Annotated in this window: 15 protein-coding genes, 1 pseudogene and 1 riboswitch; of the genes and pseudogenes, 9 read left to right on the plus strand and 7 right to left on the minus strand. The window is 72.0% G+C overall.

All coding sequences use genetic code 11. The annotated features are described in order from the left end of the window. Positions 1-81 precede the first annotated feature (81 nt). From QMF80_RS23125 to QMF80_RS23135, 3 genes are all read left to right on the plus strand, one after another. On the plus strand, positions 82-1,545 hold the full coding sequence (locus QMF80_RS23125; protein ID WP_283456218.1) for an NCS2 family permease: 1,464 nt from the start codon (positions 82-84) through the stop codon (positions 1,543-1,545). A 78-nt stretch (positions 1,546-1,623) separates the two neighbouring features. Next, entirely contained in the window at positions 1,624-2,775 is a 1,152-nt protein-coding gene (locus QMF80_RS23130) for an XdhC family protein (RefSeq protein WP_283456220.1), read from the plus strand. Positions 2,776-3,017: 242 nt separating this feature from the next. Further along, on the plus strand, positions 3,018-4,244 hold the full coding sequence (locus QMF80_RS23135) for a glycoside hydrolase family 6 protein (RefSeq protein WP_283456222.1): 1,227 nt from the start codon (positions 3,018-3,020) through the stop codon (positions 4,242-4,244). A 125-nt stretch (positions 4,245-4,369) separates the two neighbouring features. On the opposite strand, the gene QMF80_RS23140 is transcribed toward QMF80_RS23135, so the two are convergent. Then, positions 4,370-6,652 (minus strand): terpene synthase family protein, encoded by a 2,283-nt coding sequence (locus QMF80_RS23140; RefSeq protein ID WP_283456224.1) that lies wholly within the window; start codon positions 6,650-6,652, stop codon positions 4,370-4,372. A 234-nt stretch (positions 6,653-6,886) separates the two neighbouring features. On the opposite strand from QMF80_RS23140, the gene QMF80_RS23145 reads away from it, so the two are divergent. Next, the gene (locus tag QMF80_RS23145) at positions 6,887-7,864 is read left to right on the plus strand and encodes a hypothetical protein (RefSeq protein ID WP_283456226.1); all 978 of its coding nucleotides are present in this window, start codon (positions 6,887-6,889) and stop codon (positions 7,862-7,864) included. Positions 7,865-7,924: 60 nt separating this feature from the next. On the opposite strand, the gene QMF80_RS23150 is transcribed toward QMF80_RS23145, so the two are convergent. Beyond that, positions 7,925-8,305, minus strand: coding sequence for a hypothetical protein (locus QMF80_RS23150; RefSeq protein ID WP_283456228.1), 381 nt, complete (start codon positions 8,303-8,305; stop codon positions 7,925-7,927). Between QMF80_RS23150 and QMF80_RS23155 the strand changes: the two genes are divergently transcribed. Next, entirely contained in the window at positions 8,304-9,992 is a 1,689-nt protein-coding gene (locus QMF80_RS23155) for a trypsin-like serine peptidase (protein ID WP_283456230.1), read from the plus strand. The two genes, QMF80_RS23150 and QMF80_RS23155, sit on opposite strands and share 2 nt — an antisense overlap. A 99-nt stretch (positions 9,993-10,091) precedes the next feature. Here QMF80_RS23155 and QMF80_RS23160 read toward each other — a convergent pair whose 3' ends face one another. The 3 genes and pseudogenes from QMF80_RS23160 to QMF80_RS23170 form a co-directional block, all read right to left on the minus strand. Then, positions 10,092-12,134: an ABC transporter ATP-binding protein gene (locus QMF80_RS23160; protein ID WP_283456233.1), complete on the minus strand. Its 2,043-nt coding sequence runs from the start codon at positions 12,132-12,134 to the stop codon at positions 10,092-10,094. 271 nt (positions 12,135-12,405) lie between these two features. Next, positions 12,406-12,723: pseudogene (locus QMF80_RS23165) on the minus strand (LysR substrate-binding domain-containing protein); the annotation flags it as partial. 91 nt (positions 12,724-12,814) lie between these two features. Beyond that, positions 12,815-13,021 carry a hypothetical protein gene (locus QMF80_RS23170; RefSeq protein ID WP_283456235.1) on the minus strand — a complete coding sequence of 69 codons (207 nt, stop codon included), beginning with the start codon at positions 13,019-13,021 and terminating at the stop codon, positions 12,815-12,817. Positions 13,022-13,037: 16 nt separating this feature from the next. On the opposite strand from QMF80_RS23170, the gene QMF80_RS23175 reads away from it, so the two are divergent. Further along, positions 13,038-13,781, plus strand: a complete 744-nt coding sequence (locus tag QMF80_RS23175) for a polymorphic toxin-type HINT domain-containing protein (protein WP_283456237.1) — start codon at positions 13,038-13,040, stop codon at positions 13,779-13,781. A 403-nt stretch (positions 13,782-14,184) separates the two neighbouring features. Here QMF80_RS23175 and QMF80_RS23180 read toward each other — a convergent pair whose 3' ends face one another. Together QMF80_RS23180 and cobN are read right to left on the minus strand one after the other, a co-directional pair. After that, positions 14,185-14,658, minus strand: a complete 474-nt coding sequence (locus QMF80_RS23180; RefSeq protein ID WP_283456238.1) for a hemerythrin domain-containing protein — start codon at positions 14,656-14,658, stop codon at positions 14,185-14,187. A gap of 28 nt (positions 14,659-14,686) precedes the next feature. Next, the gene (cobN, locus tag QMF80_RS23185) at positions 14,687-18,316 is read right to left on the minus strand and encodes a cobaltochelatase subunit CobN (RefSeq protein ID WP_283456240.1); all 3,630 of its coding nucleotides are present in this window, start codon (positions 18,314-18,316) and stop codon (positions 14,687-14,689) included. A gap of 53 nt (positions 18,317-18,369) precedes the next feature. After that, positions 18,370-18,475, minus strand: a riboswitch (cobalamin riboswitch). A 241-nt stretch (positions 18,476-18,716) separates the two neighbouring features. Here cobN and cobG point away from each other — a divergent pair. From cobG to QMF80_RS23200, 3 genes are read left to right on the plus strand one after another with little or no spacing between them, the layout of a single operon-like run. After that, a complete protein-coding gene (cobG, locus tag QMF80_RS23190) occupies positions 18,717-20,177 on the plus strand; it encodes a precorrin-3B synthase (protein ID WP_283456242.1) in 1,461 nt (486 codons plus the stop codon). Positions 20,178-20,184: 7 nt separating this feature from the next. Then, a complete protein-coding gene (locus QMF80_RS23195; protein WP_283456244.1) occupies positions 20,185-20,832 on the plus strand; it encodes a precorrin-8X methylmutase in 648 nt (215 codons plus the stop codon). After that, the gene (locus QMF80_RS23200; protein WP_283456246.1) at positions 20,829-22,397 is read left to right on the plus strand and encodes a precorrin-2 C(20)-methyltransferase; all 1,569 of its coding nucleotides are present in this window, start codon (positions 20,829-20,831) and stop codon (positions 22,395-22,397) included. The genes QMF80_RS23195 and QMF80_RS23200 overlap by 4 nt, the downstream gene beginning before the upstream one ends. Positions 22,398-22,400: the final 3 nt, after the last annotated feature.

The raw sequence follows: 22,400 nt of genomic DNA on the forward strand, positions 1-22,400 counted from the left end.
TGCAGCCAAACGCACCATCCCAAATCCCGCGTCTCCAATCTTTTCTGCGGGTGCCCCTTTGAACCTTGGGAGTTAGGCACCATGACCCAGTCGTCTGTGGAGCCCAAGACCAGCGCGGAAGAAGCTGGCGACGGCTCTCTCACCCCCGCCGGACGGTCTTGGCTCGACCGGTACTTTCACATAACGCACAGAGGATCCACCGTCTCGCGAGAAGTGCGCGGCGGCGTCACCACCTTCATGGCGATGGCGTACATCCTCTTGCTGAACCCTCTGATCCTCTCCGGCAAGGACGTCGCGGGTGACGTCCTCAGTCAGAAGGCGCTGATCACGGCCACGGCCTTCGCCGCGGCCCTGACCACCCTGCTGATGGGCTTCGTGGGCAAGGTGCCCCTGGCCCTCGCCGCCGGCCTCTCCGTCTCCGGTGTGCTCTCCTCGCAGGTCGTGCCGCAGATGACCTGGCCGCAGGCCATGGGCATGTGCGTCATGTACGGCGTGGTGATCATGCTCCTGGTCGTCACCGGCCTGCGCGAGATGATCATGAACGCGATCCCCCTCGCGCTCAAGCACGCCATCACCATGGGCATCGGCATGTTCGTCGCCCTCATCGGCCTCGTGAAGGCCGGATTCGTGGGCCACGGCTCGCCCAACGGTCCGCCCGTGAGCCTGGGCACCATCGGCGAACTGTCCGGCTGGCCCGTCCTGATCTTCGCCGTGACCCTGCTCACCATCTTCATGCTGCAGGCACGCAAGGTTCCCGGCGCGATCCTGATCGGCATCGTCTCCGGTACCGTCCTCGCCGTCATCCTGAACTACGCGGCCGATATCGACCCGAAGGCGTGGAAGGGCGGTCCGCCGGAGCTGTCCGGTTCCGCGGTCTCCATGCCCGACTTCTCGCTCTTCGGCAAGGTCGAGTTCGGCGGCTGGGGCGACGTCGGTGTGATGACGGTCGGCATGATCGTCTTCACCCTGGTGCTGGCCGGCTTCTTCGACGCGATGGCCACCATCATCGGCGTCGGTACCGAGGCCAAGCTCGCCGACGACAAGGGCCGCATGCCGGGCCTGTCCAAGGCGCTGTTCATCGACGGTGCCGGCGGCGCCATCGGTGGTATCGCGGGCGGCTCCGGCCAGACCGTGTTCGTCGAGTCCGCCACCGGCGTCGGCGAGGGTGCCCGTACCGGCTTCGCGTCCGTCATCTCGGGCCTGCTCTTCGCCGCCTGCCTCTTCTTCACCCCGATCACGCAGATCGTCCCGGGTGAGGTCGCCTCCGCGGCGCTGGTCGTCATCGGCGCGATGATGATGCAGAACGCCCGCCACGTGGACTGGGCCGACACCGCCACCGCCATCCCGGTCTTCCTGACCGTCGTGCTCATGCCCTTCACGTACTCGATCACCGCTGGTGTCGCCGCCGGTGTCATCTCGTACGTCGCCATCAAGGTCGCCCAGGGCAAGGCCCGCGAGATCGGTGGCTTCATGTGGGCGCTCACGGTGATCTTCGTGATCTTCTACGCGCTCCACCCGATCGAGGGTTGGATGGGCGTCGGCTGAGCCGCCGGAGCCCGTGATGCCTGACGCCTGACCTTCCACGCACTCACCAATGGAATCCGAACTTCCGAGGAGGCCCCCATGCTGGACATCGCCGAAGAACTCAACCGGTGGGTCGAGCAGGGACGAGACTTCGCCGTCGCCACGGTCGTGGCGGTCGGCGGGAGCGCGCCCCGGCAGCCCGGAGCGGCCCTCGCCGTCGACAGCGAGGGCACCGCGATCGGTTCGGTCTCCGGTGGGTGTGTGGAAGGCGCGGTGTACGAGCTGTGCCAGCAGGCGCTGGAGGACGGCGAGACCGTGCAGGAGCGCTTCGGCTACAGCGACGACGACGCTTTCGCCGTAGGTCTGACCTGCGGCGGAATCATCGACATCCTGGTCACCCCGCTGCCGGTGGACTCCCCGGCCCGGGCGGTCTTCGAGGCCGCGCTGGCGGCCGCCGTCCGAGGTGAGGCCGCCGCGGTCGCCCGGATCGCCGAGGGCCCCGCCGAACTGATGGGCCGCGCCATCCTGGTCCGCCCCGAGGGCCCCTACGAGGGCAGCCTCGGCGGACATCCCGAGCTGGACCGCACCGTCGCCGAAGAGGCCCGCGCGATGCTGGACGCGGGCCGGACCGGAACCCTGGAGATGGGCGCCGACGGACGCCTCTGCGGCCGTCCGATCACCGTCCTCGTCGAGTCGAGTGTGCCGCCGCCGCGGATGATCGTGTTCGGTGCCATCGACTTCGCGGCCGCCCTGGTGCGGATCGGCGCGTTCCTGGGCTACCGGGTCACGGTGTGCGACGCGCGGCCCGTGTTCGCCACGCGGAATCGTTTTCCGGAGGCCGATGAGGTCGTCGTGGACTGGCCGCACCGGTACCTGGAGTCCACGCGGGTGGACGGCCGTACGGTGCTGTGCGTGCTGACGCACGACGCGAAGTTCGACGTACCGCTGTTGGAGCTGGCGCTGAAGCTGCCCGTCGCCTATGTGGGCGCGATGGGCTCGCGGCGTACGCACGAGGACCGCAACGCGCGGCTGCGCGAGGTCGGTGTCACGGAGATGGAGCTGGCCCGGCTGCGTTCGCCCATAGGGCTGGACCTGGGCGCCCGTTCCCCGGAGGAGACCGCGCTGTCCATCGCGGCCGAGATCGTCGCCAACCGCCGGGGCGGCACCGGCCGCGCCCTCACCGGCGCGCACACCCCGATCCACCACGACGGTTCGGAGACCGCGGTCGGCCGGATAGGCGTCGTCGCTTGAAGGGCTGAACCGCGCGCATGACGACGCACGCGTGACGCGTCGCGCGCACGAAAACGCGCACGACAGCACGCATGACCGTGCGCACGACAGCGCGCACCACTGCGCTCGAACGATGTCGGCGGCAGGGCGTGACCCGCGGGGGTCGCGCCCTGCCGCCGTACTCCCCGCACGGGTTGTTCCCTTCGGCCGCCCGGGTAGCGCTGCTTGACCCGGGCGCCGCGGCTGCGCGAGCGTCGCGGGGCATGCGCCACCGACACCTCGCCCGTACGGGCCTGCTCGTCGCCGTACTCGCCGCGCTCAGCGCCCCCGCGTCCGCGACACCCCTTGCCGTCACCCCGGGTGCCGCTGTCCCCGTTCCGGCTCCCGCCCCCGATTCCGGCCGGGCGCTCTACGCACCCGCCGCCAACCCCGGGGCCGTCCGCCAGGCCGCCGAACTGGCCGCCGCCGGGCACACCGGGGAAGCCGCCGGGATCACCGCCATGGCCACCACCCCGCACGCCGTCTGGCTCGGCGACCAGAGCCCCGACCGGGCCGAGGCCGAGGCGCGGACCACCACCGCCGACGCGGCCCGGCAGGGCGCCCTGCCCGTGCTGGTGCTCTACAACGTGCCCGGACGGGACTGCTCCCAGTACTCCGCGGGCGGCGCCGCGGGCACCGAGGCCTACCGGGCCTGGGTCGACGCGGTGGTCCGCGGCATCGACGGCCGCCGTGCCGTGGTGATCCTCGAACCCGACTCGCTGGCCCTGCTGCCCCGGGAGTGCCCGGCGCCGGGCGGGGGCGGCGGCGCGCGGCACGCCGAGGAGCCGGCCCGGACCGAGGCCCGGTACGCGCAGATCGGTTACGCCGTCCGCGCGCTGGCGGCCGGGCCCGCCACCGAGGTGTACCTCGACTCCGGGCACGCCGACTGGCACACGGTGAACAGCATCGTGCCCCGGCTGCGCCGGGCGGGGATCGGGGGCGCCACGGGCTTCGCGGTCAACGTCTCCAACTACCGGACCGACGAGGACAGCGGCTGGTTCGCCATCCTCGTCTCGGCCTGCCTCGCCCACACCGAGGCCGGGGGCCGCGCCGCCGACTGCCCCGACCAGTGGCGCCCGCGCGCCGAGGCCGGCGCCTGGCTCGCCACCCACCTCGACGCCGCCGCCCGGGCCCGGATGAAGCACTACGTCACCGACACCAGCCGCAACGGCCGGGGCGCCTGGACCGCCCCCGCCGGGAAGTACCGCGACCCGCAGGACTGGTGCAACCCGCCCGGCCGGGGCCTCGGCGCCCGCCCCACCACCGCCACCGGCGCCCCGCTCCAGGACGCCCGGCTCTGGATCAAGACCCCGGGCGAATCGGACGGCGCCTGTCTGCGCGGCACCGCGGGTCCCGTCGATCCCGAGCGGGGGAGCGCCGACCCGGGGGCGGGGGACTGGTTCCCGCAACAGGCCCTGGAACTCGTCGGGCTGGCGAATCCAGCCCGGTGAGGTGACCGGTCCGCACTGGGCGACGAGCGTCACGATCATGGCGGGCACGCGGGCACGCGGGCACGCGGGCACGCGGCAGCGCGGAACGGAGCGCAGCCGTCGCGTGCCGGCCCGTGGGGCTATCCCTACACCGTCCGGTCGGCGGCCAGCAGGGTCCTCAGGCCGTCGATCGCCCGGATCGCCGACATGCCGAAGTCGGGTCCCCACGGCGCGGGCCCGGTGGCGGGCGGCAGGCCCTCCGGCTGCGCGTCCGGCAGGCCGCCCGGCAGCGGGTGGAGGTCCTCCTCGCGGTAACGGTGCGTCTTCCGGTGCCAGTTGAGGATGCCCGCGAGCCAGTCCTCCAGCTCGCGGACGTACGCGTCGAGCCCGGCCCGGGCCTCGGTGCCGAGCTTCCAGTCGTCGTAGAGGACGGGGAGCTGGGTCCGCGCGATGTGCTCGAACTCCTCGGTGCGCCGGGTCTGGAGCGAGTGGCAGATGTGCAGCGCCTTCTCGTAGCCGATGTCGAAGAAGTTCCGGGTGACGAGCACGTAGTTGTGCACCTCGCCCTCGACCTCGATCTCCTTCTGGTACGAGAAGATGTCATTGATCAGGCATCCGGCGTCGGCGGCCGCGTTCTCCAGGGAGCGGATGATCCCGGACCGGTAGATCTCGTCGGGGATGCCGCGCCCGGCCTGGCCGAGCCTGCACAGGTACATCGTCAGATTGCTGCCGAAGGTGGCGCGGCGCATCTCGGCGTAGTCGACGGGGTCCGGGATCCGGTTCAGGATCTGGTTCTCCACCTCCCACACCCAGCTCTCCATCATGTCGATCAGCGTGGCCCGGAACTCACCGCGCACGGTGTCGCTCATGTCGGCCGCCGTGCGCAGCCAGAGGTCGGCCAGTCCGCGCTCCATCGCCGTCACCGGCACCAGCGCCTCGGCGGGGTCCACCGGGATCATGCCGATCAGCCGGGCGGTGACCGCCTTGGCGGCGGCCAGGTTCTTGGTCTGCCCGAAGACGAGGGGGTAGTAGTCGTCCCCGTACGTTCCCCAGCTCAGCCAGCACGCGTTGAGCGAGAGGGCTTCCGGCGTGGCGTCGGGGTCGATCGCGGCGGAGCAGAGGGCGAAGTCGTAGCCCCGGAGCTTCTCCTCGTTCCAGATGACGGAACCGGGATCACCGGGCTGCGGTTCGAGCATGCCCATCCGGCGGCACCAGGCGACCGACTGCTCCAGCGCGTGGGCGTGATGGGGGCTGACGTCGAGGGTGAAGGGCATGTAGATGTCCGGGATCACGGACGGCCCGGTGCGCTCGAAGGGGACGTGGGTGAAGCTCCGCGCGCGCAGTTCCATCGCGGGCAGGGCGAACACCGAACGGATGTCGAGTGCGGCGCTGCCGAGCCCGGCGGGCTGGTGGGGCAGGGTCAGGGGGGCGGTGGCCCGTGCCTCCTTGTTCATGTAGCGGCTGGAGACCATGTGCCATTCGTGGCCGCCGGACTGCCAGTCCTGGAGCCCCTTGGCGTAGGCGAGGACCGCCGCCATCTCCGTCGGATCCATGGCGTGCTCGGCGAAGAGCTGGGGGAGTTCGACGAGCGCGGTGTGCTCGAACTGCTGGAGGCGCGAGGTGAGCAGGTCGTTGGAGGCGTCGGCGGCCTCCTGGGTGGAGCAGTCCAGGAAGGTCTCCAGCACCAGGATGGCGTTGGAGAGTTCGCCCTCGTCACCCACCTCGCGCTGGTAGCTGAAGATGTCGTTCCGGATGTGTACGGCGTCCGAGAAGGCATCGCGCAGCACCCCGAGCGGGCGCGAGTGCGCGATCCGGGCGGGAACCTCGGCCGATACGTATTCGATCAGGCCCGCCGACCAGGGGGCGCCGCCCACCTTGCGGCGCATCTCGATGTATTCGAGCGGGTTCGCGATCCGCCCGATGTTGATGTTGGCGAGTTCCCACATCGATTCGTTGAGCAGGTTCTCCGTACTCAGGGAGAACCGTTCCCGCCAGTCCATCGACATGTGGGGGACGGTCCGCGCCCAGAGATCGGCGAGGCCCGCTTCCACCGGATTGGTGGCCTCCGGGAAGCCGTCGGCGAGGTCCATGGGCATGAAGGAGGCGAGCCGGTCCAGGTAGTACTTGGCCCCGTCCCGGTCCTGGGAGCGCTTGAACATCTCAAGGAAGTGGTCGTCGAAGAAGAAGACCCACACGTACCAGTCGGTGACGAGGGAGAGGGCCTCCGCGTCGCAGTCGGGGTGGGTGTACGAGCAGAGCAGGGCGTAGTCGTGCGAGTCGAGGTCGTGTTCCTCCCAGACCCCGGACCCTTCCAGCATCCCGAGACCGCGGGCCCACCGCTTGGTGTGGGTCCTCGCCGATTCGAGGTGGGGGTTGAGGCGCGCCGGATACGGCACATAGAAATCCGGCAGTTGGAACGGCTGCGTCACGGGAGGCTCGGCCTTTCGTCCAGGGGCGCGGGGGGACAGGTTCCCCAGCCCCCCGCACGAGATCAGCAGTGCCCTACCCCTGATGCCGGTGGGATAAGGGGTAGTTCACTTCTTCAGGTGACTGTGAGCCGTTCGGTGGCGCGGCCGGAGGTGAATGTGATGGAGACCGGCCCCCGGGCTTGGCAAAGTGTTTCCATGATCAGACGATGGCGGTCCGGGGGAAGGGAAGACCGCATGCAGCACGTGGTGCGCAGGACTGTCAGGGCCGTGGGCGTGACCGGTCTCGTCGTGTTCGGCGCGCTCGGCGCGGCGGGACCGATGGGACCGATGGGACCGACGGGGCCGGTGGCCGCCGCAGCGCGGACGGTGTCGCCCGTGCCCGGGGTGGCGCCCGGTGCCGGGCCCGGGGCCGCGCCTTCGCCCTCGGCGTCCGCGCCTTCGGGCGGGCCCCAGGTGGCGTTCGACGGCCCCTTCGGCCACATCGAGGTGGGCGGCCAGCTCTGGGTCGGCCTCGAGGGGATGTCCGAGGGGTGGCAGCGGGCCGAGGTCTCCTCGCCCGCCCTGGCCGAACCGGTTCCGTTCGTTCCGGAGCCCGGGGGCTCGCCCGGGACCGGCAGGGTCGCCGACGACACGCACCAGTACCTGATCCGCGCCGACATCGCGCCGGGCACCTACCCCCTCACCGTGACCAGTGGGGGCCGTACGGTCGCCACCGCGCAGCTCACCGTGGTCGCGCGCGGCGCGGCGGACGTGAGCCGGTTCGTCTTCGGCCCCGAGGACTCCTTCCCCGGTGGTGACGAGTCCGCCGCGGTCCGCCCGGGGGGTGCGGCCCTCGTGGTCCTGACCGACTACTCGGCGGCCGACGGCGAGGACAGCCTGAAGGTCACGTCGCCCGCGTTCGGTGGCCCGGTGACCCTGCGGCGCGACAGCGGGCTGGACCCGGACTGCAAGTGCGACGACGGCGGCACCGTCTACACGGGGCGTGTCCGGGTGCGTGGCGGCGCGGCGGCGGGAACGTACCCGATGACCGCCGTCAGCCACCACGGTCAGCTGACCCTCACCCGGCAGATCACGGTCGCCGGTGACCCCGTCTCCTCCCGCTCGCCCTGGCTGATCGGCGGTGTCGGCGCCGCCGTGCTGCTCGCGCTCGGAGCGGGCCTGCGGATGGTGGTCGCGCGCCGTCGCGGGAAGGGCGCGGATCCGGCGGCGTAGCTCCCCCTCGTACCACTCCTCTTCCGGTCCGGCGTTCGCCGACCTGTCATGCACCTGACGCTAGCTGCGTCCGTTCCGTCTTCCCTCTTGAACCAGAAAGCGAGCCTTGTACACGTCATCCAGTCGAATACGCCGTCTTGCCGCCTCGGCGGTCGGCGCCGTCCTGCTCGTGGCGGGCGGTGGCTCCGTCGCCCAGGCCGCACCGCCCGTGACACCCGTGGCCACACCATCGTTGTCGCCTTTACCTTCACTTTCACCTTCAATCTCGCCGTCCCTGCCCCGGTCCGCGGTGGCGACGCCGTCGGCGCCCGCGACCGCGTCGCGCTCCGCCGCACCCCCGGCTGGCGCGTCCCCGAGCGGCTCTCCGGCCTCGTCGCCGAGTGCGGCGTCCGTCACCTGGACCGACGCGGACGCCGTCAGGTTCTGGACGCGCGAACGCATGGCGTCGGCTGTCGACCCGGCGCGGCCCCCGGTGCCGGTGAGTGCCCGGACCGCCGCCCCCGCGCCTCCCAAGGCGCCGAAACTCCCGAAGCCGGGCAACAGCCTGTCCGCGGCGGCCGCCATGCCGACCGCCGAGCACGTCATCGGCCCCAAGTCCGTCGGCGTGCTGTTCAGTTACTCCGCCGACCCGGACACCGGTGAGATGCGCGCGCACAGCTGTTCGGCCAGCGTCGTGGACAGCCCGGGCCGCAACCTGGTCCTCACCGCGGGGCACTGCGCGTTCGGCGGCGCGGTGGTCTTCGTACCGTGGTACCGGAGCGAGTACACCCTGGACCAGCAGTCCTACGGTTTCTTCCGGGTCGGGGACTTCTTCCGGGACAACCGCTACGCGCGGGGCAGCAAGTCCGCGGACTCCGACCTGGACTTCGCGTTCGGCCGTCTGGAGCCCTCGTCGGGCGGCAAGAACGCCCAGGACGTGGTGGGCGCCAACACCCTCGCGCGGACGCCGGGGTTCATCAATGACGTGACGATGGTGGGCTACCCCTCCAGCCACAATCCCGAGGACCGCGCGGTGCGCTGTTCGGTCCGCACGCAGTGGCTGCCGAACTACAACCAGATCCAGGCCAAGTGCGCCGGGATGTGGGACGGGGTCTCCGGCGGGCCCTGGTTCTCGAAGATCGACTGGACCTCCGGCGTCGGCGAGATCATCGGCAACGTCGGGGGCTTCAACGGCGGCGGCCCCGCCGTCGGCAGCAGCGACCCCGCCTACAACCAGAACACCTACAGCCCCATGCATGGCGACTGGTTCTTCCGCCTCTACGACGAGGCCAAGAAGAACCAGCACGTCACCCGCACCGGCGGCTACCAGCAGCCCGCGCTGCCCTACTCCATGGGCAGCGGCGAGACCTGGTCCCACGCCCGGCTGCTGGCCTCCGGCGAGTACACCGGGGACGGCAAGGGCGACCTCATCGTGGTGTGGACCGACGGCGAGGTCACCCTCTACACGGGTGACGGTGCGGGCGGCTTCGCGGGCGAGCGCAGGCTGGCCGTGCCCGGCCCGGCGTGGCAGGGCGTCAAGTCCCTGACAGGCGGCGACTTCTCCGGCGGCAGCGGCTACGACCTGCTGGCCGTATGGGGCTCCGGAGAAGTGCGGATCCTCCCCGACGTCGGCACCAACGGCTTGGGCCTCGGCATCAAACTGGCCGACTCCGGATCGATCTGGAGCCACGCCGACCAGATCGCGGCGGGCGGTTTCGGTACGGCGAACAACGTGAGCGACCTGCTCGTGCGCTGGAGCGACGGTGAACTCACCGACTACACGGCGGTCGGTGACCGCGGCTTCGGCACCGAGCACCGCCTGCTGGCGGCCAACGACGCCTGGAAGGAGGCGACGTTGGTCACCGCGGGCGACTTCACGGGCGCCGCGAACTGGGACACGCTGGTGCGCTGGTCGGACGGCCGGGTCTCGCAGTTCCAGGAGACCGGCCCCGGCGGCATCGGCAACGAGATCCAGATGGCCCCGCCGCAGAGCATCTGGACGCATGACGTGGTGATGACGGCGGGCAGTTACGACGCCAACGGCTGGGCCGATGACCTGCTCATCCGCTGGTCCGACGGCGAGACGACGATGTACGCGCACACGGGCGCGGCGTTCGGTGCCGAGCGCACCCTGGTCACCCCGAAGTAGGCGCACGCGCAACGGAGTTCCGCAGGACTCGTCCGGCACGGGCGGGGGACGCGGCAGCCACGGGGGCTGCCGCGTCCCGCTGCCGGGGGTCCGGGCCCGTCAGGCCGCCGGGGCGCCGTCGGCCCCGTCGGTGTCGCGGTCCGCGGCAGTGCTCTGGCGCGGCAGCGTGAGCGTGCCGCTCCCGGCGCCGCCGGACCCGTGCCCGTACTGCTCGGCCTGCATCCGGAACATCGCCGCATAGCGCCCGCCATGAGCCAACAGGGTCTCGTGGCTGCCCTGTTCGACCAGGCGTCCCTCGTGCAGCACGTAGATCACATCGGCGAACCGCACCCCCGACATCCGGTGCGTGACCAGCACCACCGCCCGCCGCGGCCCGGCCAGGCCCCGGATGCGGTCGAAGGCCGCGATCTCCGCCTCCGGGTCGAGCGCCGAGGTGGGCTCGTCCACGATCAGGACACGGGCGTCACGGTAGTGGGTACGGGCCAGGCCGAACGTCTGCCACTGCCCGCCGGAGAGTTCCGACGCGCCCCGGAACATCCGGGCGAGCAGGGTCTCGTACCCGTGCGGCAAGGACTCCACGACCCGGTCGGCCCCGGCGTACCGGGCGGCCTCCACCACCGCGGCCGCCTGTTCGACCCCCCGCTCCGCCTCGGCGTGGCTCTCCGGGCGGCCGATGGCGATGTTGGTCCGCGCGGTCACCGGCCACCGTTCGAAGTCCTGGGTGAGCAGCGCCACCCGGTCGAAGACCTGCTCCCGGTCGGCGTCCCGGACCTCGACCCCGTCCCAGGTGAGCGAACCGGTGTCGGGCAGGTGCAGCCCGGCCAGGAGTTTGACCAGGGTGCTCTTGCCGGAGCCGTTCTCGCCCACGAGCGCGACCACGCTGCCCGCCCCGACGGTCAGCGAGATGTCGGTCAGGGCGGGCTCGGAGCGGTCCGGGTAGCTGAACCCGACCCCGCTGAGCCGGACCGTACCGAGCCGCTCGGTCAGGGGGAGGCCGCCCGCCGGGATGGCGCGGCTCTCGGCCGCCGCGACGAAGCGGTCCAAGTCCCGCACGTACAGGGACTCTTCGTGCAGAGTGTTGGTGGTCGCGACGAGTGCGCCGAGGGCCGCGGAGCCCGTACGTACGGCGATCACCGCGGTGCCGGCGACGGCGAGGTCCATCCGGCCGCCGACGATCAGCGCGCCCATCGCGGCGTACGTCGCCAGGCCGGCCGCCCCGGACAGCGCGGCGGCCAGCAGCTCGGTGGCCGCCTTGTCCTTCGAGAGCCGGGTGGCCTCGGTCTCGGCGTGCTCGGCCATGTTGCGGTAGTGGCCCAGGAGGTAGCGGCCGACTCCGTGCACGCGTACCTCCTGGGCGGACGTACGGCTGATCAGCAGCTGTCCGATGAGCCGGGCCGCGCGGACGTGTTCCACCCAGGTGATCATCGACAGGTAGCGGCGCTGCGCCACGCGCATCGCGCCCCAGCCGCGCGGGGCGGCGATGAGGACGAGCAGGGGCAGCAGGACCGGATGCAGTGCGGTGAGCACGCCCGCCGCCGCGACGAGCGAGATCAGCCCGTTGAGGGTGGCCACGCAGGCGCCGATGGTCCGCCGCGCGGAGGGGGGTCCCCATTGGGCGCTGTCGAGCAGCCTGCGGAACTCGCCGTCCTCGATGGCGTCGAGTTCCACCGTGATGGATGCGTGCAAGTACCGTTCTGTGGCGGCCCGTTCGACCTTGGGTTCCAGCCGTCCGGCGGCCGCGGTGGAGCGCGAGGCGAGTACGGCGCCCAGTACGGCGACCAGCGCGCCGACGGCCAGGGCGGGCAGGGCGGCGTCCAGCCGGTCGGCGGGGCTGCCGCCACCGAACAGGGTCCGCAGGACCTGGTTGACGACCAGCAGCCCGACGGCCGAGGTGAGCCCCTGCCCGGCCTCGGCGAGCGCGACGGTGAGCAGGGCGGCCCGGTCGGCGGCCCAGGCGAGCCGGAGCGTCCCGCCGACCATGCGGGGCATCGCCCGCAGGGTGCTCAGCAGCCCGCTTTCGAGCTGGGCGTACTCGTGGTTGGCCCACCCGGCGTCGTACCGCAGGGGCCCGCCGAACAGCTGCCGCTCACTCGCGGAGGCGGTCTGCTGCGCGGGCACGGGCGGCCGCTTGAGAAGCCTCATCCGCGGTCACCTCCCGCCGCGGAGTGAGCGGCCGGGTGACCGTTTGTGCGAGATTTCCGACGGTCTTGATCGAACACCACATGAACACGCTGAACGCGCACGGATCGCAAGATCCCTCCCGAGGTGACGCGGTTGCGAACTGACGCCGGAAGAACTGCCCTGATCAGAGCGGCGTAACGGCCACGCGAGTGCTAACGGCCGTACGGATGTCCGACATTGACCCCGGACCCCGTGCCCCGCGGGCCCGCGGACCCGTGATCCGGCGTTCGAATCACCCGCACGGTGCGGGCGCCTCCTTTCGAGGGATTGCGCGCAGCGCCCGCAGGACCAGGTCGTGGAAGCGCGCGTCGTGCTCCCACGGGGCGGGCCGCGGCGGCATTCCGGACAGCTCGTCGAGTCCGAGTGCGGGACGGGCGGCCGCCGGATGGTCCGCGGGCAGGGCCGCGTAGAGCGGATCGCTCCACACCGGGAGCGACTCCAGCCCGCGCGCGGCGGGGACAACCCGCACCAGCGCGGCGTCGAGCTCCCCGGCGCGCACCGCGGCCAACCACTCTGCGACGGGCAACCACCGCAGCTCGGCGCGCAACTTCGGCCTACGACGCCATCCACTCGGCGGAAAAGGGAGCCGCCCGCGCCGCGGAGGCTTTCAGTACGGCGAAGAAGGCGGTCAAGGAAGCGCGTCAGGCCGAGGCGAAGGCTGCCAAATCAGCGGCCGGGAAGGCCGAGAAGGAATCCGTCAGCGATAGCGCGGGCACGGAATCCAAGGCCGGCAAGGAGCACGCCGACGCGGAGTCGTCGGCGAGCGGCGGCGAGTCGCGCAGCAGCGGCGAATCGGGCGGCGGCTCCTCCGACCCGTCCCCTGGCGTGACCTGCAACAGTTTCCCCACCGGTGTCCAGGTCCTGATGGCCGACGGCTCTGCCAAGGCCATCGAGGAGGTCAAGGACGGCGACGTGGTCATGGCCACCGACCCGCAGACCGGCGAGACCCGGCCCGAGACCGTCACTGCCACCATCACCACCCCGGACGACAAGGACTTCACCGACCTCACCCTCACCGACGAGGCGAGCCCCCGCGGGCCGCCGGCGAAGATCACCTCCACCTACCACCACCCCTACTGGAGCGAGACCCGCCACCAGTGGGTCGACGCCGGTGAACTCACCGCGGGCGAACAGCTCCGCCAGCCCGACGGCTCCCTGCTCACGGTCCAGCGGACCCGCAGCTACCCGTACGCCGTCACCACGCACAACCTCACGGTCAACAACCTTCACACGTACTACGTACTGGCTGGTGCCGCACCGGTCCTGGTTCATAACTGTCCTACAGTGGATGAACTGGCGGCACTCGGGGAGAAGCCCGGCAAGAACAATTTCACGCGAGCTGGATTTGAACTGCAGAAGCATGCCAATCGCGCGACTAATAATGGGCGCTATCCCTTCCCTGTTGGGAAGGCTAACCCTTGGACTTGGAGCGCCCTTGGCCAGGAAACCCTTGAGGGGATATTGAGAGACCCGAGGGTTGCGGTGCAGCAATTCACCAATAGAGCTGGGGATAATATAATCGAGTTCCATCTGCCGGACCGCGGGGCCCATTTCAGGCAGGCGGGTGGATCGGGCGACTGGATGTTCCATTCGTTCAGGGAAAATTGACCTGAGTTGATTGTGTCCTGAATGCACAGTGGCCCGACGTTAGTCGTCGGGCCACTGTGCATTTGTGAAAGTATATCGTTCGAGAAAGGCCCGCCGTGGCGTTCTATAATCGGGGCAATGTTCTGATTGAAGCCGTAGTGCTGAGCGATGGAGTGGATGGCAGTGATGGGTGGGTAGTCGAGTTTTGGGACCTTACCCCAGGTGGCGGGGGTGAGTTGCTGCATATTCGGTATCGCTCAGGAAGTGACTTTGTTGTGGATCTACTCGGGCAGCCCGTTCCTGCCGATTTCATCGCGTGGGCCATTGGAATCGCGAAATCTGAGCTTAAGGGCTGATCCCGCTTCGGAGCCGATTAGCTCACCAATTTCATCGTGGTGAGCGGCAGATAAACCGGGCGCTGCCGTCACCCCGGCGGGCGGAGGTCCGCTTCCGGGTGGGCCGTGCGCCAGGCCGCGATCGAGGCGTCCCAGTCGTCGCCCGTGAGGGCCGTGAGGGACGCCGGGAAGAGGCCGCCCTCCTCCTTCGCGATGTGGTGGTGGAGGTCCGCCACCGCCTCGCGGAACGCGGAGACCTGGTCCGACGACGCCAGGTCCAGGGTCGACAGGAACGCCGACAGGTCGCGGTGTTCGCGCTCCAGGGCCGCGATGTACGACGCGTATTCCGGGTCCCGCGACATCACCGCGAAAAAGCCGTCCTCCTCGCCCTTCCAGTGGGCGAGCAGGACGGCCGTCATGGAGCCGGTCAGGGCGCGGGCCCCGGCGAGGCCGCCCGCGTCCAGGGCGCGCAGCGCGTCGCCCGCCGTGTTCGTCACCGTCTCGTGCTCGGCGATGAACTCCTTGATCAGCGGGATCTCGCGGCAGCCGCTGTAGTGGCACATGCCCCCAGGATGCGACAGCCGCGCGCCTCTACTCCGCTTCCGCTTCCAGGTTGCCCTCCGTGTCCAGGTACACCTGGCGCAGGGCTTCGAGGGTTTCCGCGTCCGGCTTCTCCCACATGCCGCGGGATTCCGCTTCCAGCAGGCGCTCCGCGATGCCGTGCAGGGCCCAGGGGTTGGCCTCCTCCAGGAAGGCGCGGTTCTCCGGGTCCAGGACGTACGTCTGCGTCAGCTTGTCGTACATCCAGTCCGCGATCACGCCCGTCGTGGCGTCGTAGCCGAAGAGGTAGTCCACCGTGGCCGCCAGCTCGAAGGCGCCCTTGTAGCCGTGGCGGCGCATCGCCTCGATCCACTTCGGGTTCACCACGCGGGCGCGGAAGACCCGGGAGGTCTCCTCGACCAGGGTGCGGGTGCGGATTGTCTCCGGGCGGGTCGAGTCGCCGATGTACGCCTCGGGGGCCGTGCCGCGCAGGGCGCGGACGGTCGCGACCATGCCGCCGTGGTACTGGAAGTAGTCGTCCGAGTCGGCGATGTCGTGCTCGCGGGTGTCGGTGTTCTTCGCGGCGACCGTGATGCGCTTGTACGCCGTCTCCATCTCGGTGCGCGCCGAGCGGCCGTTGAGCCCACGGCCGTAGGCGTAGCCGCCCCACACCGTGTAGACCTCCGCGAGGTCGGCGTCCGTACGCCAGTCGCGGGAGTCGATCAGCTGGAGGATGCCCGCGCCGTACGTGCCCGGGCGCGAGCCGAAGATACGGGTGGTCGCGCGCCGCTCGTCGCCGTGCTCGGCCAGGTCCGCCTGGGCGTGCGCCCGGATGAAGTTCGACTCCGCGGGCTCGTCCAGCGAGGCCGCCAGCCGCACCGCGTCGTCCAGCAGGCCGATGACGTGCGGGAAGGCGTCGCGGAAGAAGCCCGAGATGCGCAGCGTGACGTCGATGCGCGGCCGGTCCAGCTCTTCGAGCGGGATCGCCTCGACCCCGGTCACCCGGCGCGAGGCCTCGTCCCACACCGGGCGGACGCCGAGCAGCGCCAGCGCCTCGGCCACGTCGTCGCCCGCCGTACGCATGGCGCTCGTCCCCCACAGGGACAGGCCGACGGAGGCGGGCCATTCGCCGTTGTCCGTGCGGTAGCGGGTCAGCAGCGAGTCCGCGAGGGCCTGGCCGGTCTCCCACGCGAGGCGCGAGGGCACGGCCTTCGGGTCGACGGAGTAGAAGTTGCGGCCGGTCGGCAGCACGTTCACCAGCCCGCGCAGCGGCGAACCCGACGGGCCCGCCGGGACGAAGCCGCCCGACAGCGCGTGCACCGCGTTCGTCAGCTCGTCCGTGGTGGCCGCCAGGCGCGGGACCACCTCGGTCGCCGCGAAGGTGAGGATCGCGGCCACGCCCTCCGGGTGGCCCTCGGCCACCGCGGCGACGGCCGAGGGCGCCCAGTCCGCCGCCTCCATGGCCTCGACCAGGGTGCGGGCCACGGCCTCCACCTCGTCGGCCGAGGTGCGGGTGGGCGCGGCCTCGTCCAGGCCGAGCGCCTCGCGCAGGCCGGGGAGCGCCGTCGTACCGCCCCAGATCTGGCGGGCGCGCAGGATGGACAGGACCAGGTTGACCCGGTCCGTTCCGGCCGGGGCGCCGCCCAGCACGTGCAGTCCGTCGCGGATCTGGGCGTCCTTGACCTCGCACAGCCAGCCGTCGACGTGCAGCAGGAAGTCGTCGAACCCGTCGTCGTCCGGGCGGGCTTGGAGGCCGAGGTCGTGGTCCAGCTTCGCCGCCTGGATCAGGGTCCAGATCTGCGCGCGGATGGCCGGGAGCTTGGCCGGGTCCATGGAGGAGATCTGCGCGTACTCGTCCAGGTGCTGCTCCAGCCGCGCGATGTCGCCGTACGACTCCGCGCGGGCCATCGGCGGCACCAGGTGGTCGACCAGGGTCGCGTGCACGCGGCGCTTGGCCTGGGTGCCCTCGCCCGGGTCGTTGACCAGGAACGGGTAGACCAGCGGCAGGTCACCGAGGGCGGCGTCCGGCGCGCAGGACGCGGACAGGCCCGCGTTCTTGCCGGGCAGCCACTCCAGGTTGCCGTGCTTGCCCAGGTGGATCATGGCGTCGGCGCCGAATCCGCCGTCCTCGGCCGCCGCCTGGATCCAGCGGTAGGCGGCGAGGTAGTGGTGCGAGGGCGCCAGATCGGGGTCGTGGTAGATCGCGATCGGGTTCTCGCCGAAGCCGCGCGGCGGCTGGATGAGGATGAGCAGGTTCCCGCGGCGCAGGGCCGCGAGCACGATGTCACCGTCGGGGTCGCCGCCCGTCGCGGCGCGGGAGCGGTCCAGGAACATGGTGCCGGGGGCCTGCCCCCAGTGCTGCTCGACCCCGTCCCGCAGGTCGCCGGGGAGACCGGCGTACCAGCGGCGGTAGTCGGCGGCCGGGATCCGGACCGGGTTGCGGGCCAGCTGCTCCTCGGTGAGCCAGTCCTGGTCGTGGCCGCCCGCCGCGATCAGCGCGCGGATCAGCTCGTCGCCGTCACCGGAGATCAGGCCGGGGATCTCCTCGGCCGGCCCGAAGTCGTAGCCCTCGGCGATCAGGCGGCGCAGCAGCGCGACGGCGCTGGCCGGGGTGTCGAGGCCGACCGCGTTGCCGATGCGGGAGTGCTTGGTGGGGTACGCGGAGAGGACGAGCGCGATCCGCTTCTCGGCGTTCGGGGTGTGCCGCAGCTTGGCGTGGCGTACGGCGATCCCGGCGACCCGGGCGGCCCGCTCGGGATCGGCGACGTACGCCGGAAGGCCGTCCTCGTCGATCTCCTTGAAGGAGAACGGGACGGTGATCAGACGGCCGTCGAACTCCGGCACCGCGACCTGGCTGGCGGAGTCGAGCGGGGACAGGCCCTCGTCGCTCTCCTCCCAGGTGCTGCGCGAACCGGTCAGGCACAGCGCCTGCAGGATCGGTACGTCGAGCGAGGCGAGCGCGCCGGCGTCCCACGACTCGTCGTCGCCGCCCGCCGAGGCCTCGGCGGGACGGGTGCCGCCCGCCGCGAGCACGGTGGTGACGAGGGCGTCGACCGTGCCCAGTTCGGCGAGGAGTTCCGGCTCGGGCGTGCGCAGCGAGGAGACGTACAGCGGGACGGGGACGCCGCCCGCGTGCTCCACGGCGTCCGCGAGGACGTGCACGAAGGCCGTGTTGCCGCTCATGTGGTGGGCGCGGTAGTAGAGCACCCCGATCCGCGGGCCCTCGGTGGCGGGCCGCTCCGGGCGCTCCAGCCGGCCCCAGGTGGGGGCGGGCGCGGGCGGCTCGAAGCCGTGGCCGGTCAGCAGCACGGTGTCCGAGAGGAAGCGGGCCAGCTGCTCCAGGTTGCCGGGGCCGCCGTGCGCGAGGTAGGCGTGCGCCTCGGCCGCGATGCCGATGGGGACGGTGGACGCCTCCATCAGCTGGGCGTCCGGGGCCTGTTCACCGGTCAGTACGACGACGGGGCGGGTCTGGTCGGCGGCGAGGAGCAGGTCGAGCCCCTCCTGCCAGGCGCGCAAGCCGCCGAGGAGGCGTACGACGACCAGGTCCACGCCGTCGAGCAGGGCGGGGAGGTCGTCGAGAGGGAGCCGGGAAGGGTTCGCGAACCGGTACGGGACCGGACCGTCGTCCGAGGCACGGGCACTGAGCAGATCGGTGTCGGACGTCGACAGCAGCAGGATCATGCGGCGGCGGGCCTTCCTCGGGGTTTCCGCGCCCCGGGCAGTGAGGACGGCGGGAGTTCCTGACTCACCCGGCGGCGGCGCTGGCAGCTGCCGGGTTCACAGTGGCGGGACCGCGCCGGAATCGCACCGGGCTTCCTCCCATGTCGCCGTCCTCGGCGATGACGGACCGAACGGCCCGTCGAAGGGTCATCCTAGGTGCCGCGGCAAGTGAACGGCAGGTGGGGGCGGGGGTGGAGGGGCGCGACAGCGGGCGGATCGGTTCGCGGGAGGGGCGCGAGGGGGCGCCGGGGGTGCCGGGGGAAGCCGTGACGGGGGCGCCGCGGAGGCGGTGGCGGGGGCACCGGCCGGGGTGGCGACGGACACAGGTCGGGCGGTCCCAATCGTGGGTATGCTCGCCGCCATGCCCCCGCCCTCCTCCGCCGCGCCCCGGGACGAACCCGTCATACGGGACCGCGGTGACGCCTGCCCCGGTGCGCTGCGCCTGCACGCGGCGGACGACGGGTACCTCGCCCGGGTCCGGATCCCGGGCGGACTCCTCACCTCCGGCGCGGCCGCCGTCCTGGCCGGTGCGGCGGACCGGCTCGGCGACGGGCACCTCGACCTCACCTCGCGCGGCAACGTGCAACTGCGCGGCCTCGGCGCGAGCTGCGGCGGTGAACTGGCGGAGCTGCTGGGGGCCGCCGGACTCCTGCCCCCGGCCGCGGCCACCCACGAACGCGTCCGCAACATCGTCGCCTCGCCCCTGTCCGGACTCGACGGGCAGGGGAACGCGGATGTGACCCCCTGGGTCGGTGCGCTGGACCGGCAGCTGTGCGCGAGCGGGGCCGCGGCCGGACTCTCCGGGCGCTTCCTCTTCGCCCTCGACGACGGGCGCGGGGACGTGACCTCGCTCGCCCCCGATGTGAGCCTTCTCGCACTGGGCGCCGGAACGGCCGCACTGTGGACGCGAGATGTCTCCGAGGCGGTGAGGATCGGCCATCAAGACGCCCCGGAGGCGGCCCTGGTAGCGGCCGAGTACTTCCTCGACGCGGTGCGCTCGGCGGGTACCAAGGCGTGGCGGGTCAGTGAACTTCCCGCCGAACACCAGCTGGAATCGGACGAGTTGCTACGTCGCCTGCGCGAGCGGGGCATCCGGGCGGAGAGCGCCGATCAGGCCGGCGGCGGGTTCGTCCGCCCGCGCCGAACGGTCGGGCCGCGGCCCGGCGTGCTCGCGGGGCCCGACGGGACACGCGTCGCACTCTCGGCGCTGGCCCCGCTGGGACGGCTGACCACCACGCAGTGGCGGCTGCTGGCCGCGTCGGCGTCCGCCGGATCCGGGGAGCTGCGGCTGACCCCCTGGCGCGGGATCGTCGTCCCCGGGTGCGACGCGGCCACCGCGCCGGAGGCGCTCGCCCGGCTCGCGGGGGCGGGGCTGGTCACCCGGCCCGGCGACCCCTGGGAACACGTGACCGCCTGCACCGGGCGGCCCGGCTGCGGGAAGGCGCTGGCCGACGTACGGGCCGACGCGCGGGCCGTCGTATCCCTGCACCGTGCGGTGGCCGCTCCGGGTGACGCGGCGGGTCCCGCCGGTCCGGCGGGTGCGGCGCTGCCCGTGCACTGGTCCGGGTGCGAGCGGCGCTGCGGGCATCCGCGCGCCGCCGCCTGGGTGGACCTGGTCGCCGGGCCCGGGGGGTACGGGCTCGCGGTGGCGGGGGCCGCGGCGGCCGGGGCGGGGTCCGGGGCCACCGGGTCCGGACCCGTGGGGCGCGCCGTGCGGGAGGGCGTACCGGCCACCGCCGCCGACCTGGCGGCCGCCCTCGCCGAGGCCCACCGCACCCCGGACCCTCCGACCTCCCGACAGACTCAGCAGCAGACGCAGTAGTGAAGAGATGAGCGAGTACACAGTGTTCGAGTACGAGAAGGACGGCGCCGCGATCTACCGCCAGTCCTTTGCCACGATCCGCGCCGAGGCGGACCTCTCCGGGCTGCCCGCGTCGGTGTCTCAGGTCGCCGTACGCATGATCCACGCGTGCGGGATGACCGACCTCACCAAGGACCTCGGGTACACGCCGGACGTCGTGCTGCGCGCCCGCGCCGCGCTGAACGCCGGGGCGCCCATTCTGTGCGACGTGCGCATGGTCGCCAGCGGGGTCACCCGCAAGCGGCTGCCCGCCGACAACGAGGTGATCTGCACCCTCTCGGACCCGGCCGTGCCCGATCTCGCCGCGAAGATGGGGACCACGCGCAGCGCCGCCGCCCTCGAACTCTGGCGCGACCGCGGCCTGTTGGAGGGTTCGGTGATCGCCGTCGGCAACGCGCCGACCGCCCTCTTCCGGCTGCTGGAGATGATCGAGGAGGGCGCGCCCCGCCCGGCCGCCGTCATCGGCGTGCCCGTCGGATTCATCGGCGCGGCAGAGTCCAAGGACGCGCTCGCCGAACACCCCTCGGGGCTGGACCACTTGATCGTCCGGGGGCGGCGAGGCGGCAGCGCCATCGCGGCCGCCGCCGTCAACGCGATCGCGAGCGAGGAAGAATGAGCACCACCACCCCTGTTCCGGGCACCACCCCCGCTCCGGGCACCACCCCTGTCCCGGAGGCGGCCACCGGGCGGCTCTACGGTGTCGGGCTCGGGCCCGGCGATCCCTCCCTGATGACCCTGCGGGCCGTCCAGGTGATCGCGGAGGCGGACGTCATCGCCTATCACAGCGCCCGGCACGGACGTTCCATCGCGCGTTCCATCGCGGCCGCCCACCTGCGCGCGGACCACGTCGAGGAGCCGCTGGTCTACCCGCTCACCACCGAGAGCACCGATCACCCCGGTGGCTACCAGGGGGCGATGGAGGAGTTCTACGAGGAGTCCGCGGCCCGGCTCGCCGTGCACCTCGACGCGGGCCGGACGGTGGCCGTCCTCGCGGAGGGCGACCCGCTCTTCTACGGCTCGTACATGCACATGCACAAGCGGCTCGCCGACCGGTACGCGACCGAGGTGATCCCCGGGGTGACCTCCGTGAGCGCCGCCGCCGCCCGGTTGCAGACCCCGCTCGTGGAGGGCGAGGAGGTACTGACGATCCTCCCCGGCACCTTGCCCGAGGAAGAGCTGACGGCCCGTCTGGCCGCCACGGACTCCGCCGTGGTGATGAAACTGGGCCGCACCTTCCCCGCCGTGCGGCGGGCGATGGAGGCGTCCGGGCGGCTGCCCGAGGCGCGCTACGTCGAGCGCGCGACGATGGCCGGCGAGCGTACCGGCATGCTCGCCGACACCGACCCCGATTCGGTGCCGTACTTCGCCGTGGCCGTCCTGCCGAGCCGCATCGGCAACCCCGGCTCCCGGCCCGCCCCCGAGGCGGGCGTCACCGGCGAGGTCGTGGTCGTCGGCACCGGCCCGGCCGGGCCGCTGTGGCTGACCCCCGAGACCCGGCGGGCGCTGTCCGACGCGGACGTACTGGTCGGCTACACGACGTACCTGAACCGGGTGCCCGTACGGCCCGGCCAGATCCGGCACGGCTCCGACAACAAGGTCGAGTCCGAGCGGGCCGAGTTCGCGCTGGACCTGGCCCGGCGCGGGCACCGCGTCGCGGTGGTCTCGGGCGGCGACCCGGGCGTCTTCGCGATGGCCACGGCCGTCCTGGAGGCGGCCTCGCAGGAGGAGCACCACGACATCCCGGTGCGCGTGCTGCCCGGGGTGACCGCCGCCAACGCGGCCGCGGCCGCCGCGGGTGCGCCGCTGGGCCACGACTACGCCACGATCTCGCTCTCCGACCGGCTCAAGCCGTGGGAGGTCATCGCGGAGCGGCTGCACGCCGCGGCCGGGGCCGACCTGGTGCTCGCGCTGTACAACCCCGGTTCGCGCAGCCGTACATGGCAGGTCGGCAAGGCCCGTGAGCTGCTCCTGGAGCACCGCACGCCGGACACTCCGGTGGTGCTCGCGCGCGATGTGGGCGGGCCCGAGCAGTCGATCCGGATCGCGCGGCTCGCCGACCTGGATCCGGCGGAGGTGGACATGCGGACGCTGCTGCTCATCGGGTCGTCGCAGACCCGGGTGGTGCGGCGCGGGGACGGGCGGCAGATCGTGTGGACCCCGCGGCGGTACCCGGAGCAGTAGGGG

This window comes from Streptomyces sp. G-G2, assembly GCF_030063135.1.
Lineage (GTDB): Bacteria > Actinomycetota > Actinomycetes > Streptomycetales > Streptomycetaceae > Streptomyces.

What these genes read in the sequence shown, in the direction of transcription:
- QMF80_RS23125 (WP_283456218.1), top strand. Translation starts at nt 82, where the DNA reads ATGACCCAGTCGTCTGTGGAGCCCAAGACCAGCGCGGAAGAAGCTGGC.
- QMF80_RS23130 (WP_283456220.1), top strand. Translation starts at nt 1,624, where the DNA reads ATGCTGGACATCGCCGAAGAACTCAACCGGTGGGTCGAGCAGGGACGA.
- QMF80_RS23135 (WP_283456222.1), top strand. Translation starts at nt 3,018, where the DNA reads ATGCGCCACCGACACCTCGCCCGTACGGGCCTGCTCGTCGCCGTACTC.
- QMF80_RS23145 (WP_283456226.1), top strand. Translation starts at nt 6,887, where the DNA reads ATGCAGCACGTGGTGCGCAGGACTGTCAGGGCCGTGGGCGTGACCGGT.
- QMF80_RS23155 (WP_283456230.1), top strand. Translation starts at nt 8,304, where the DNA reads ATGGCGTCGGCTGTCGACCCGGCGCGGCCCCCGGTGCCGGTGAGTGCC.
- QMF80_RS23150 (WP_283456228.1), bottom strand. Translation starts at nt 8,305, where the DNA reads ATGCGTTCGCGCGTCCAGAACCTGACGGCGTCCGCGTCGGTCCAGGTG.
- QMF80_RS23160 (WP_283456233.1), bottom strand. Translation starts at nt 12,134, where the DNA reads ATGAGGCTTCTCAAGCGGCCGCCCGTGCCCGCGCAGCAGACCGCCTCC.
- QMF80_RS23175 (WP_283456237.1), top strand. Translation starts at nt 13,038, where the DNA reads ATGGCCGACGGCTCTGCCAAGGCCATCGAGGAGGTCAAGGACGGCGAC.
- QMF80_RS23180 (WP_283456238.1), bottom strand. Translation starts at nt 14,658, where the DNA reads ATGTGCCACTACAGCGGCTGCCGCGAGATCCCGCTGATCAAGGAGTTC.
- cobN (WP_283456240.1), bottom strand. Translation starts at nt 18,316, where the DNA reads ATGATCCTGCTGCTGTCGACGTCCGACACCGATCTGCTCAGTGCCCGT.
- cobG (WP_283456242.1), top strand. Translation starts at nt 18,717, where the DNA reads ATGCCCCCGCCCTCCTCCGCCGCGCCCCGGGACGAACCCGTCATACGG.
- QMF80_RS23195 (WP_283456244.1), top strand. Translation starts at nt 20,185, where the DNA reads ATGAGCGAGTACACAGTGTTCGAGTACGAGAAGGACGGCGCCGCGATC.
- QMF80_RS23200 (WP_283456246.1), top strand. Translation starts at nt 20,829, where the DNA reads ATGAGCACCACCACCCCTGTTCCGGGCACCACCCCCGCTCCGGGCACC.